A 13,859-nucleotide genomic window follows, 5' to 3' on the forward strand; every position below is an offset into this window, starting at 1 on the left:
GCGGTCAGCGCCCTTCATCCCTTCCGGTTACAACTACCTCCCCGAGAGCTCCGCGATCGAGTCCGCTGCTATCGATCAAGTGAACCGAGACTCGCGCCACACTCTTAGTCGTGGTTATCGTTTGTGAGAGCTGAACCGGGTCTTGCGGTTGAACCGATTGGAGGGAGACTTCCCCCGTTTCTGCGCCACCTTCATCATAAAGATATGCCTTCAGCGCGCCGGGGAAGAAGACGCCAAAACTGCCCGAAAGCTCGAGCTTCCCGGCACTGTTCTTTGCGGCGAGAGGCCGACCCACCAAGCCTGCGTCAGTAACAGTTTTCAAGTCGGGGCTCATACGTGATGGAAACCAGTAGCTATCCATTGCGTATGTTTCGCCGGGCGCCAAGACCGCCATAGGGCTGTTCAGTTCCGCCTCCATATAGTAAGGAGTCTCTTCAAGATTTTTTGAGGTCAGATAGGGCATACCCTGCGCATTCAGTTGCACAGTGGGTCCGTTCTTGTAGAAGATAACCGAAGCCTTGTCGGGATAATCTGCCCCCTCGATATACCTGGTCTTTTCGACCATCGCATAGTGAGTTGCGCCATCGACCAACGCAATCCAACCGGCAGTTGAGTCGAGCCAGACCTCGTTTTCGAGGTATCTCCAATTTAGTCGAAATAGTCCATCCCTTACGCTAAAAGAGGGATCATTCGCCAGCCCATCGCGGACATGGTAGCCATTCAAATATGAGGAGCGGGGATTGAGCGGCGCATAGGCCCAAAAGTCATGATTGTAGTGGTTAGGATTGCTGGCGTCGGACAGGTCATACTGAGAGACGGACTGCACAGACCAGGCGATCGAGTGGCCCGTGATGTTCCTGGTAATCGCATGAAAGAAGATTTCAGGGGAGTCGCTGCCGATACTTATCTCGCGCGTGTATTGGAGACCCGTAGGCGGGTCCGGTGGACCCTCCAACCGCACGGTGCAGCGATTGTTTTGCGACAAAATCGAGAAGGCATATGCACCGTCGTCTAGAGGGGTGGAAGCTCCTGTCCAGTGCTGCTCATCATCATTGCCTTCGGGTAAAGGCCAAATCTTGTCGCCGCCATAGTTAATCCAACGGCCCGCAGCCTCGGCCGGAGAAATGTACTTACCTTTATAAACCTGGTTGACGAATAAATAGGGGTGCCCATTAAAACTGACCTGCATCAGCCTGCCGCCCAACTGAGGAACAAAGGTCAACTTCACCCATTCGTTCGCCAGCTCCTGGGCTTGCCAACCGTCGAAGACTACTGCATGAATTTGACATGAAGACGATGGAGTGGGTGCGGACTGCTGAGCACTCGTCGAGGAAACCACGAGAGCAAAGGCAAGGTAGCAGCTGACGGCAGTCAATTTCATCTACGTGCGCCCTCGGTCAATTGGCCGCATGGCCGGTGGGTGAGTGTTTTACCGCGATGAAGGAAATTTGCTCGGCAGCCTCATCGTTCACTTCGAGGTTCTGCTGCAGCACCGATCTGGCAGGATAACGGCCCTCAAAAAACTTACCGTATATCGCGTTCACTCGATCGGCGTCCTGTATCTGGCGCAAATAGACTGTACTGAAAACAACATCGGAGAAATCCATGTCGGCTTCTTCCAATCCATCCAAAAGATTGCGCATGGACTGTCGCAGTTGCAGTTCAAGGTCAGGCGTGACTATGCCTTGACCCGGAATGAAGCCGTCTTTAGCGGAGAGATACAACGTGTCGCCATAGAGAATGCCAGGGCTGGCAGTGGGGCTGGGAGGCATATTTCTTGGCCGGATCGCTTTGCGTTTGCTGAGGTCTGCTCCAGCGATGCAACTAAATACGATGTGATCCCCTTTAGGCAGACCGACGACTTGGATAGTCCCGCGGCCCGGTGTATTGCCAAATTCAAAATAACTCGCGTAAATCTTGCCCATAACGTCGTATTGTCCGCCGACGCTCATGTAGGGATTCACCCATAGAACATTCTTCATGCTTAGCCGGGCAGCCTTGAGCACGGTACTTACATTATCGAGAGCTTGCCTGACTTCTACGGAAAAGTCAGGCGCCTGTTTCCCGGTGAGCGGATCCCGACCTCCCTGCGCCGACAGATACACGATTTCACCTGCCCGGATTGCAGGCGGGTCCACGTGCGGGTCTCGCGCCCAACCTGCTGGCCAAATCGCTTCTCTGTGAATCGTGTCTGCCACGGCAATGCAGTTGATTTCCACCTTTTCCCCATCCGGAAGAGCGGCAACCGTCAGAACAGTCCGCGCTGGAGGGCTTTGGCCGATTGTCTGCCAATAAACCTCGTTCATCCCTGCCACGTCCTGCTCATCCGCGAGATAGATGTTCATCCAAACAACATTCCCCAAATTCATGCTTGCGCCCTTCAGCACAGCCTGGACGTTGCTTAGGGCTTGCGCGACTTGTTCGGCGAACGACGCTGGACGTGTGCCGTCGGGCTTACGGCTTCCTTGACCGGATATGTAGAGCGTGTCCCCGGTCAGAATGCCAGGACTATAGAACGAACCGGCAGCTGCATAGTCCTGCGGTTGAATGACTTTGAATCCGGAGTCTTGGGCAACGAGGTTGAGCCCGAACGCGCAGAAAAAAAAGCAGGTAAAGAATGGAAGGCTGCGCTTGAACCGATCGATCATTTCTCCTCCGGAGATGAGGGCCTGTTAACAGGCTCTAGTGCGCTTGTAGATAGGGGACGAATCCGTGTGCTAGGGTCCCTATTTTGTACACGGATGTCGTTGCTGTTATGTACAGGGTTGAGTAGTCAGGGTCTCCCCATGCGAGATTTGCCGGCTGCTCGGGAACTACGATGGTCCCCAAGTGAACGCCACGCGGAGACCATACCCATATACCCCTTGGACCTACCACATACAGATTGCCGTTTCGATCAACCTTCATGCCGTCCGGTACGCCGTCCTTTGGACCACCTGGCTCTGTCCCGAAGATCCGTCCGTTGCTCAATCTACCGTCCGCGTGGAAGTCATATACGTGGATATTTCGCTGGGTGGAATCATCAACATACAACTTGGTGCCGTCTGGAGAAAACGCGAGCCCATTGGGATCTTCTACGTCCTTTGTCAGCAGTTGAATTTGACCGTCCAGCGCGATGCGATAGACGCCTTTAAAGGGAAGTTCCTGCTTCTGCCCGCGAGGCAAGTCGGAAGTTGGATCAGTAAAGTAAATAGCGCCATCCGGACCGAGCACCACGTCGTTGGGACTGTTTAAACGCTTACCCTGGTAGTGGTCCGCGACTATTTTGTAGCTTTTGCCATCGGGCGACAGACGGATGATCGCCCGCAGCACGCTGGCGCAGTCTAAGAGACGATGTTGTGGATCATAGGTATTGCCATCGGGGTCGCCCAGAGAGATGATTTCCTGTTTTTGACCAGTGGAAGTGTTTACCTTGAAAATCTTGTTGAGAGTTTCATCGCTTACCCAGAGATAACCGGAGCTATCCCAAACAGGCCCCTCGGTAAAACCGAAGCCCGAAGCCAGCTTGGTCAGCTGTGCTTTTCGATCAAAGAGAGTCCAAAACTCGGGCGTAAGGGCATGAAGTTCGAACGCCGCTTTGTTCGCTTCTCCATAACCTGGGCGGTGGGCTGATCCCGCAAACAGCAACAAGGTCAAAGCGGCTATCGCAACCTTGAGGGTGACGATGTTGAACCACGAGTCCTTGGCGCGAAAAAATAAGTGATTATTCGTCATCATCGTCAGATTTTGAAGATTGTGTTGGGGAGCGTTTGGAGTTTTCACTTCCCACATGAAGGAGATAACTGACCAGGTCATTTATCTGTTCGTCATTCAACATCGATCCGTAGTTGACCGGCATCAGCGAGTGAGACCCAAGATCTATGTGGGTGAGTTGTGACTTCTGAAAAAAATGAAAGTCGCCGTCCATTGTCTGGATCGAAACGGAAAAATTATCGTCCACTTTGAGCATTCCAGTGAACTTCTGCCCTGTGCGCGTCACGACGGTTGTGGCCTTCTTCTGGGGAGGCAAATTCCTTTCAGGATCCAAAATCATGCTTCGGATCTGGCTGGCGCTTTCGTCACCTCCGTAAAGCGAAAGATCACTGCCAATAAAGCCACCTTTCCCACTGACCATGTGGCATTCTGAGCATCGTGCTCCACCAAAGAAAAGAGCTTCTCCGCTCTTCGCGCTTCCGGGAAGCTTGATCTCGATTTGCCGCCCTTGCAGAGTTCGTAAGTATTGAACAATGGCAGTCAATTTCTCTTGCCCGAGCCAGTCAAATGCAGGCATACCAGTCCCGGAGACTCCATTTTTCGCGATCGCAATCAGGTCTGAATCGGCGAGTCGCTGCACGTCTGGAGCAGTCGCAATGTCCGGCGCGTGTTCGCCCCCGCGACCATCGGACCCGTGACAACCTCCGCAGTTGGAGGCGAAGAGCATCGATCCTTGAACATCCGCTGGAGTGGCAGTGCTTGCTGGTTGTTGTGCGCTCAGATTCGTGATCGATACCAATCCAAGCAGCAAACATTGGACGGAGATCGTGTGCCACCAACTCCTCATTCGCCAAAGACCTCTTTCAACGTTCGATACCCACTGTGCCAGCACCAGGCTTGCACCCAGGGCGTTAGTGTTCTGCGCCTATTTGCACCATACCCGGATACCACGAGCGCACGGCGAGAATACGGGACTTGACGTTGGCGGCACTGTAATATCCGACAGTGCAATTAAGCCGGAAGAAATAGGCATCCCCCGCTTTAGCGGGATGCCGCCCTGCGATTCCTTCCATTCCGCTTCCTGCGACCATCTCGCCGTGGCCGCTCAAAACCAGGTATATCTCTTCTTCGCGCTCGTGGTGATGAGGAAAGTTAGTGCCGCCTGGTGCGATTTCCATCAGGAATAGGCTGGTCAAAACGCGGCCGGCTGCAATGCGGTCGCGCTTACTGTCGACATCTCCCATCAGCAGACGGTAACGAGTCGAATCAGGGTGGCCGCTCACCATAGTTGTCGGGACATCCTCGATGTTGGCCTTAAGAGGCTGCGGCGGTGGTTGAGTTTCCTCAAAGCCTTTAGTACGAAAACCCATAATGATCACGGTGAGTGGCATGTCAGACGTATTGCTCAGAGCATGCGCAATCGTTGATGGAATATATAAGTAGTCTTCTTTCTTAAGCGAGACGATTGCATCTCCATACTTCACGGAGCCCGTGCCTTCGAGCACCACGTACACTTGGTCTTCGTCTGGATATTGAACCGAACCGCAGACGCCATTCGGATCAATCACCGCTTCTCCATAACGCGCTACTCCGACGACTACAGATGTATCCGAGTCTCCCTGGCCGAACAACGCCCGGTAGTGGCACGTCTTCGTCGTAATATCTGACTTCTTCTCCGCGACCGCAGAAGTATCACGATAAAGAAAGGTGGGATCGATCTTGCGATCGTTCGCGTGGAGCAGAGGTGCGCAGAAAATTCCCATGAGCAGGGCCACGAGCCTGATGGCATGGCGTCGGCTGTCTGCCCCGTGGCACATTGCGATTAAAGAAAGTCTCTCGGTGTCTATGTATCCGTTCACTGCATTCGACTCTGCCTGAATCCGGTAAAGCACTGTTTTGCGATTGCGATTCAAAGGCTGAAGAAGCACTTACCCCGACTGTTTGCGGGCCTTATCAAGAATCTGACGTAGGCGATTCCCGACCGTCAGATCTTCCCCCTGTTGTAAGGTCATCGAGATAATTTGCAACTCATTCGGAGCCGCCTCCTCTTTGGCCTTGGGATCATCGCCTTCGCGGACTGCTGGTACTCCACTTGGATTATTGTTCGTGAGCACCTCAATGCGAGGTTCGCCGTCCCGTAGCTGTTGAGCGCATTGCTCCACCGTCAAACCGAACCTCTGCACGTCCCACTTTACAGTCAGGGTCGGATAGCTGTTCTCTTCCTTGGGGGTCATGATGGACGTGGTGACTCCTGGTACGGTTTGAACCAACTTCTCGATGCGTTCAACCCGGCTCTGCCACTCTTTAGTTAGGGCCGCAAGATCAGCCTGGGACCAATAGTCGATTGCTGCAAGAATCCCGATAATCTCCTCTTTGCCGACCTTCATGGGCCGACATACAGCGCCCTCCCATGGATTGTTATTTGCCATTGCCGCATCAATCAGATCCTTCCGGCCTAGCAGCACACCAGAACATTGCGGACCACCCAGACCCTTTCCGCCGCTAAAGCAATAAAGGTCGACGCCAATCTTTGCGTAGCGTCTGAAATTCTCAAACGGGGGAATGCCTGCCGCATCGTCCAGCAGCAGGGGGACGCCGGCGGCGCGTGTGATCTTCAGCGTATTCGGTAAGCGGTCGTCCCGCCAGGTTGTATAGACCATGGCGGTTTGCGGAGTAATGGCCGATTGCAAATTGTCCACTCCATGAGCAAGCACCAATTGGCCTCCGGCAAGCCGTATCGCACTGTCGAATGCGCTCCGCCCTCCCAGCATCACGACTTCATGTTTCAAACCAGTAGTGTCGGGCAGTTGCCACACATTTTTTGGGTCGGTCCCGGCGATGCAGCCCGCAGTCGCCAGAGCCATCGCGCCAGCCGAGCCAGACGTGACCATTCCGGATTCGGCGCCGGAAAGCTCCGCAAGCCTTTTGCCTGCTGCGCGCTGCAGTTCAAACAAGTCAACAAATTGCCGTGATGCAGCCTCGACCGCTTCCCGCACCCCCGGTAGTTCCAGTGACCCGCTCAGATAAGTCCACGTCCCCCGCCCATTGATCAATGGCCGGACCCCAAGGCGGGTATAAACATCGGCGGAGGAAGATCTTCCTGTAGTAGCCGCCACGGTGCTCGCAAGACTTCGCGAGGCAATCGTGGCGAAGAGAGGAGCAGCGGCCAGCAATCTAAGGAAAGATCGCCGATCATTCAGGCTATTTTTGAGCTCACGCTCGGGCAGCATAATGTTCCTTTCCTACTGCAGCTGCCCCTCGGGCCCGCTGGTTGTTGTGCGCGCAGAGTCGTGATCGATACCAGTCCAAGAACCGAGAATTGGCGGAGATACTGAACACAAGTTTTTCTTAGAACAGGAACTTCAATGCAATTTGCATGATACGGGGATCGTTGGCGCCAGTTACATAACCGAAACCACCCTGGCCGGTGTTGTTGACTAGCCCATTCGGATTCGTGAACTGCGCATGGTTGAAGACATTGAATGCTTCTGCCCGAAACTGCAGCTTAGTGTTCTCGGTAATGTTCGTGCTCTTCAGCAGCGCCAAATCATAGTTATCGATGCCAGGACCGGAAAAGTATCGCCGCATTGCGTTGCCTACTTGCCCGATTGTTTCCGGGACGAAGTGGTCCGGGTTGAAATATGGCAGCCCCTTTCGCGGGTTCCGATTTATATAAAGAGGGCTGCCGTTGTTCGCGTAATTTGGCACGTCTACGTTCGCATTAAAGGCGCCCAGCAGTGAATTATCGTCATTCTCATTGAGAGTGACCGGCTCTCCCTTGGCAAACGTAGCTACGCCAGAAAGCTCCCAGCCCGCGGTGAACCGCTTCGCAATATCCCCTCCGCCGATAAAGTGATCGAAGGGCAACTGTACGGTGAAGCTGGCGACCAGGTTATGCGGAACGTCAAAGCTCGATAATGCGCGGGTTTGAGCCGGATTCAACGGATTGGTCGCATCAAAGGAGTCCGAACCGTTATCCAGCGACTTCTCAAAGGTATATCCGATGAGGAAGTTCACGTATTTTTCGTTGTGCTCCAGACTCACCTGCAGCGAGTGGAAGCTGGAGCTGACCGCCGTCTTCATGTAGGGATTGCTGTTGAAGTTAATCCCGAAGGTAGGCCTCGTTCCCTCCACTGTCTGACCGCTCGCCGTGGTATAAACCGTATCTTCGCCGAATGGGCCGCAAGTTGTCGTACCGGGCGCTACATTGGCTGGGTTACTCAATTGGAGGCAGAGCGCCTGGTCCCCGGGATTCGATTCCTCAAACGTCAGCAGTTGCCTTCCCACTGTGCCGACATAGTTGACGCTGAGCACAGTTGCGGTTCCCAATTGACGCTGGAGAGAGAGTTCCCATTCCTGAACATAGGGCACCTTGTTTTTATAGTAGTAATAGTCGGATCCCCCGATGGGCGTGGCAGATGCCCAGTTGAACGTTGTGTCGGGATTCTTAGGCGATACATTGGTTGGGGGAAAGACGAAGGGGAACTTCTGTCCCGCCGAAATTCCCGACGGCCGATCGACAAACGGGGTGGCCAGTTCAGTCGATGACACAGAGTAGTAGTTGCCGTAAGGAGCGTCCCCTACCTCGACAAAGCCAGTGGCGTCCTCAATAGAGCTATAGAAAATGCCGTAACCCGCACGTATGCTCATTTTTCCAGGACCGCCCAATACCTTGCCAAGAAAACCGTTGCTCAAGTCTGGCGCCCAGGCAAAACCAATTCTAGGAGCAAAGTTGGTGTACTTAGTGGGGCCGAGTGTGCGAGGAATACCTGGGTCCAAGGGGACAACCAAACCGAGGGGAGCGCCGGGAAATGATAGCGACTGCTCCCCGGGAACGACCGTTTCCAACTTGTTCTGGGTGTCGTACCAGGGAGTAGCGGCTTCCCAGCGCAGGCCATAGTTGAGGGTGAGATTGCGGGTAGTACGCCAGCTATCCTGAGCATAAAATCCGTAGTATTTGCTCCGCGAATCGAGAAGCTGCTGGCTAGCCTGCACAAAGCTGTTTGGCGCCCCGATCAGAAAATCGGCGAAGTCCAGGCCCGTCTCTGAACCATTAAAACCAAAACACCCGTTGTAGCAGTCGTAGTTACGCTCGTTGATCTGGTTGTAGTGGAGGTTGGTGCCAAACTGCAGCGTGTGCGTTCCAAGAATTTTGGTGACGTTATCGATGATCTGAAAAGTGTTGTTGTATTGCCTCAATGCATCCTGCGGGATGCCAAAGGTGAAGTTATTGAATATGAAATTCGCCACACCCTCGTACGCGGGGTTGATAGCGGAGATACCGCCCGCGGGGCTCCACGGAGTAACAAAACCCTGCGAGGCAAGGGTGACACCCAAACCCTGGCCCGCGGTGGGTTGGCCGTTCAGGTTTACATCGCGCAGATATGCGAGACGAACATCGTTGACGGTCGACGAGTTAAACGTGGTGGTCAAACCCAAATTGACCATTTGGGTTTGTCCATGATTGGTTGCGGCAAAGCCCGGGACCCCGACCCCTTGGGTATACGGATTCACAGTATTGAATCGGTCAAAGAAGTAATAACCGAACACAGCGCCGATTCGTGTAGGAATGTCGATCCGTCCGCTGCCCTTATCGTCGCTCAGCGTCCCGTTGTAGGCAGAGGTGGAGAAGTTAGGGGTATTGTTGACAACTCCATTTGCCGTAGGGAGGTACTTCAGCGTGTTCGCCGCAACCGGCGACCATGCGCTCTGGGGAATGACAGCATTGGGAAAGACGCAGGTTGCGGTGTCCGCGCAGCCCGGAGTGTAATAATTTTCACCCTGCGCTACGGGATATCCCAATGTCTGGGAGAGAGTGTTAGCCCAGCCGGCGCCTACGACTGTGCCAGTGAGCGCGGTCGCCTGGTCCGTCAGGTCACCCGTGCGGTCGGCATCTGATGGCACGGGATAGCTCTGGGTCTGCCCCAAAATCTGCCGTGTACCCTGGTAATCGGCAAACCAGAAAATCTTGTTCTTGCGGATTGGCCCCCCGACCGTTCCGCCGAATTGATTCTGGATGAACACGCCGCGCGTCGGAGCGTAATAGTTTCTGGCATCCAGAACCGTGTTGCGCAGGAAGTCGAAGGCCGTGCCGTGATACTGATTGGTTCCCGACTTGGTGACTACATTGATCTGGCCACCGCTGTAGTTTCCATACTCTGCATCGAAGTTGTTGGTGATGATACGGAACTGCGCGATGGAGTCGAGATTGGGAATCATGGCGGCGCCGTTGTGGACGCCTTCTTCCGCATTTGCCCCATTCACCATGAACGCGTTGGACCCGGTGCGGCCCCCGTTGACGGATTGTTGGCCGTTGTCCAGGTCACCCGAGACCTGCGTCGCTCCAACTCCCGACGTGCTGCTGTCCGAGCTATGGGAATAAGGCGACACGCCTGGTTGCAACTTCAACAGGTCGATGTAGGAACGGCCGTTCAACGGCACAGAAGTAATCTTCTGGCCGTCGATGACTACGCCATTCTGGGTGCTCTGTGTTTCCACCTGTAACGCATCACTCTTGACGCTTACAGTATTGGTCACTGCTCCGATCTCCATCGGGATGTCGATGCGAAGGGCGGAATTCGCATCGATCTTTACACCAGTCTGCAAATAGTCACGAAATCCGGCCTGCTTAACGCTGACGTCGTAAACGCCAACATTGAGGGTTGGAAAACTGTAAAACCCCTTGGAGTCGGTGACGGCTGTCGTGGCGACATTGGTCGACTCTTGCGTGGCGATTATGGTGAGTCCCGGCATAACTGCGCCGGTTGGATCAGTGACCACCCCGGAAATCGAGCCGGTAATGGCTGCCCACGTGGTAGCTGCTCCCAGAAGTGCGCCGAAGAGGAAGCCTAGTCTGATAAATCGAGCCATGGCGGTCCGACCTTTCAAATGACGACTATTACAACGATTGAATACTAAAGGAATCGATGGGAAACGATGGTAATAGTAGGACCTAAAGGTGTCAAGGGGCGGTTGCCCCAGAAATGGCAGTCACCCTCCACTATTGCGGGCAGGAACTTCCCGGTAGTCAACAATTCCGAAAGGAATCCAACTCCGATGACTGCTCCGGGGTTGTGACACTTCACTCAGGGTCTCTCATCGCGCTGAATGTCGTAGGCATCGTAGTCAATCTTTATGACCGTCTGTCCAAACAAAAATGTGTGTGCCTCTATTTCCTCGTGAGCGACCATCGCGAAGCCACTTATGGGTGCGAAGTCGCGAGTAATAAGAGGCACCCCTGCAAAAAGAGAGGAACTTCTGGACTGAGTACCACGAATGCGGACCAATAAATAAGTCTTTGCATCGACCCACGCTTTACCGTTCAGCAGATAGGGGCTCCTTCTTCGTGGCTTCAAGTCCAGGACGAAACAGTCCCGACCGTTCACTGAATCCTTGACAGGGTCGACTTCGAACTCATAGTTGTCTGCAGTGAGCATGACTTGGTGGCGCGTTGTGACATCATTTACCTCCCTCTCTGATTCCAGGGCGGGTTCAATTGCTCGACTTAGCCACATCGATGAACCAACCTTTGAGACGGTGGTATAGGTGATGCCCGTGCTCTTTTGATATGTGACCTGGACCGTCTGTTCGGCGGCTGTTTCGGCCGCGCCATTTCTATAAACCGCATAGTGCTCTCTGACCACATACTTTCCGATGTGTTCAAATCGCGCGCGTATTACCGCCTCCACATGCGTAATCACAGTATCTGGAGATTCCGCGAGCCCTACAGTGCCACAATTGATCGCGCACGAGACCAGGAGAACAATCGGGATAGACATCACCAGGAGCCGTCTCTCAAGGGTGTTCATGATCCTTCCTTCCTACCCAAAACCAAGGGCCTAGCCAGGATGAAGGCCAGATGTGGGACCACTCAGCCAGACGCACGGGTTATCTTAGTGTCAAAAGCAACGCAGATCCTTCGGCTCCGCGCTTCGCAGGAGGGCGCTCACTCGAGTCATCTGCCCAGTTTGGTTGGTATACTATTTATGCTGTGTGGTTAACGCGCATCGAATCCCTTGCACGGCCCGCGGAGAGTTAACTTATTAACATGATGCTAAGAGTCGTAGATCGATATCTCTAGATTGTTATAAGTTACTGTCTATAAATGCGAAAGTGGCGGAATTGGCAGACGCACCAGACTTAGGATCTGGCGGGTAATCCCCGTGGGGGTTCAAGTCCCCCCTTTCGCACCATCCCTCCTCCTTCCTTGAAAAGCGATACCCTGAAAAACATCATGAATTCCGCGCAGCAAGCTCAGCCCAAAATCACTCTCGCAAAGTCCTCCGACTATCGGGAGAATTATTCAAACAGCGTGCAGGTACGTGTGAGCGTCTGGGATTTCTTCCTCGCCTTCGGCCTCGTACATCAGGACTCGCCAGAGTCGGTCATCATCGAGAACAGCCAGGGCATCTACCTCAGCCCGCAGCAGGCAAAGGCTCTCTGGAACATTCTCGGACAGAACATCTCCCAATATGAGCAGGCGTTCGGCGCTATCGCGCTTGAGCCCCATCACCCACTGCCGATTCCGCAAGGACCGGTGCACTAGAGCTTGCCGAGCAGCCGCCAATATCAGGGAGGCAAGCAGCCGTCTCTGTGGCTCGTCTTCCCTGCCATCTTCGCGGCTGTTCTCGTGGCACATCTGCTGCTGCTGCGTCTGCCGTATTACTGGGATGAGGCAGGATATTACATCCCTGCCGCTTATGACTTCTTTCGCACCGGTTCCCTGATCCCCTACTCCACGCTCTCAAACGCACATCCACCGCTGCCGTCGTTGTATCTGGCCTTGTGGTGGAAGGTTTTTACTTTCACGCCATGGGTCACCCGTGTTGCCATGTGCGCGATTTCCGCAGTTGCGCTGCTGGCTGTTTATCGGCTGGCGATCATCACCACAAACAAGCCCAACGTGGCCGCTGCAACGGTTGGCCTCACCGCGCTCTATCCCGTGTGGTTCGCGCAGAGTTCGCTCGCGCACGCGGATATGGTCGCCGCAGCGGCGACGCTGTGGGCACTGGCATTCTTCCTCGAAGAACGACTATGGACCGCAATCCTGTGCTTCTCTCTGGCTGCGCTCGCAAAGGAAACAGCCATCATCACACCGCTGGCACTAGCGGCCTGGCAGATGTGGTTGTGTTTTGCACCAAATAAGTCGAGACCTGCCAGCAATGAACCCTCACCGCATTCTGATGCAATAAAAGCCGGCATCCTGCTTTTGCCCTTAATCCCGCTAGCTTGCTGGTACATCTATCACTGGCATCGAACAGGATTCGTCTTCGGTAACCCCGAATACCTGCGCTACAACGCCACTGCCACGCTCACGCCACTGCGAATTCTATTGGCCTTCGCCCATCGGGTTCTGCACATCACCGCGCACATGAATCTGTTCGTGCCTGTGCTCTCCATGTTGGCCTGCATGATGTTGCCCCCAGTCGAAGGCAGGGCGCGCATCTCATTCAGTCATCAGTTGCAGTTCTACGTCATCATTCTCGCCAACCTCATTCTTTTCTCAGTGCTGGGCGGAGCGCTCCTCACGCGCTATCTGCTTCCTCTATACCCACTGATCCTGCTCCTATGTGCCAATACCTTCTACCGTCGGCAGAAGCAATGGCGTTATCTGGTGGCCCTCAGCGCCGTCGCTTTCCTTGTCGGACTCTTCATCAATCCTCCCTATCGCTTTGCGCCGGAAGATAATCTCGCCTACCGCGATGTGATCCTGCTGCATCAGGCGGCCATCCGGCAGATCGAAGCCCACTATCCCACCGCAACCGTGCTGAGCGCGTGGCCTGCAACCGATGAGCTAAACAAGCCGGAACTCGGCTATGTAGAGGAGCCCATGCAGGCTGCCTCCATCGACAATTTCTCACTGCCGCAAATCGAACGAGCGGCACAATTGAGCGAAACCTATACTGTAGGGCTGATCTTCTCAACCAAATACGACCCGCCAAACCTGCCCTTCAGCCTCGGTCGCCGCAACGAGGCCCTGGACACTCGCTTTTTCGACTTCCACCGCGATCTTCCACCCGAAATGATCGCGCGCCTGCTCGGCGGAAAAGTCGTCTGGCGCGCCGAACGCCAGGGTCAATGGGCTGCGGTGCTCCACTTCGATCGCCCACAGGTGGCCACGCAAACAGAGCACGACCACCTTCCGCTTCACTATAATCAGCCTTGAA

The 13,859-nt window shown here is 54.4% G+C and carries 10 protein-coding genes and 1 tRNA gene; 3 read left to right on the top strand and 8 right to left on the bottom strand.

Going from position 1 to position 13,859, the window contains the following annotated elements:
- Positions 1-4 precede the first annotated feature (4 nt).
- The 8 genes from H7849_RS14580 to H7849_RS14615 all read right to left on the bottom strand — a co-directional run bounded on the left by H7849_RS14580 (position 5) and on the right by H7849_RS14615 (position 11,501).
- Positions 5-1,381, bottom strand: a complete 1,377-nt coding sequence (locus H7849_RS14580) for a DUF4380 domain-containing protein (RefSeq protein WP_251106280.1) — start codon at positions 1,379-1,381, stop codon at positions 5-7.
- 16 nt (positions 1,382-1,397) lie between these two features.
- Entirely contained in the window at positions 1,398-2,648 is a 1,251-nt protein-coding gene (locus H7849_RS14585; RefSeq protein ID WP_186740264.1) for a RidA family protein, read from the bottom strand.
- A 34-nt stretch (positions 2,649-2,682) separates the two neighbouring features.
- Positions 2,683-3,717: an SMP-30/gluconolactonase/LRE family protein gene (locus tag H7849_RS14590; RefSeq protein WP_251106281.1), complete on the bottom strand. Its 1,035-nt coding sequence runs from the start codon at positions 3,715-3,717 to the stop codon at positions 2,683-2,685.
- Positions 3,704-4,540 (bottom strand): c-type cytochrome, encoded by an 837-nt coding sequence (locus H7849_RS14595; protein WP_186740265.1) that lies wholly within the window; start codon positions 4,538-4,540, stop codon positions 3,704-3,706. The genes H7849_RS14590 and H7849_RS14595 overlap by 14 nt, the downstream gene beginning before the upstream one ends.
- A gap of 64 nt (positions 4,541-4,604) precedes the next feature.
- Complete coding sequence (locus H7849_RS26865; protein WP_251106282.1) at positions 4,605-5,621, bottom strand: cupin domain-containing protein; 1,017 nt, start codon at positions 5,619-5,621, stop codon at positions 4,605-4,607.
- The gene (locus H7849_RS14605; RefSeq protein ID WP_186740266.1) at positions 5,622-6,923 is read right to left on the bottom strand and encodes an aminotransferase class V-fold PLP-dependent enzyme; all 1,302 of its coding nucleotides are present in this window, start codon (positions 6,921-6,923) and stop codon (positions 5,622-5,624) included.
- 118 nt (positions 6,924-7,041) lie between these two features.
- The gene (locus tag H7849_RS14610; protein WP_186740267.1) at positions 7,042-10,563 is read right to left on the bottom strand and encodes an outer membrane beta-barrel protein; all 3,522 of its coding nucleotides are present in this window, start codon (positions 10,561-10,563) and stop codon (positions 7,042-7,044) included.
- A 215-nt stretch (positions 10,564-10,778) separates the two neighbouring features.
- The gene (locus tag H7849_RS14615) at positions 10,779-11,501 is read right to left on the bottom strand and encodes a LolA-like protein (protein ID WP_186740268.1); all 723 of its coding nucleotides are present in this window, start codon (positions 11,499-11,501) and stop codon (positions 10,779-10,781) included.
- A gap of 298 nt (positions 11,502-11,799) precedes the next feature.
- Here H7849_RS14615 and H7849_RS14620 point away from each other — a divergent pair.
- The 3 genes from H7849_RS14620 (at position 11,800) to H7849_RS14630 (ending at position 13,858) form a co-directional block, all read left to right on the top strand.
- Positions 11,800-11,885, top strand: a tRNA-Leu gene (locus H7849_RS14620).
- A 41-nt stretch (positions 11,886-11,926) separates the two neighbouring features.
- Complete coding sequence (locus H7849_RS14625; protein WP_186740269.1) at positions 11,927-12,238, top strand: DUF3467 domain-containing protein; 312 nt, start codon at positions 11,927-11,929, stop codon at positions 12,236-12,238.
- A gap of 3 nt (positions 12,239-12,241) precedes the next feature.
- On the top strand, positions 12,242-13,858 hold the full coding sequence (locus H7849_RS14630; RefSeq protein ID WP_186740270.1) for a glycosyltransferase family 39 protein: 1,617 nt from the start codon (positions 12,242-12,244) through the stop codon (positions 13,856-13,858).
- The last annotated feature ends 1 nt before the right edge of the window (position 13,859 follow it).

The sequence above is a fragment of the Alloacidobacterium dinghuense genome, from assembly GCF_014274465.1.
Taxonomy (GTDB): Bacteria; Acidobacteriota; Terriglobia; order Terriglobales; family Acidobacteriaceae; genus Alloacidobacterium; species Alloacidobacterium dinghuense.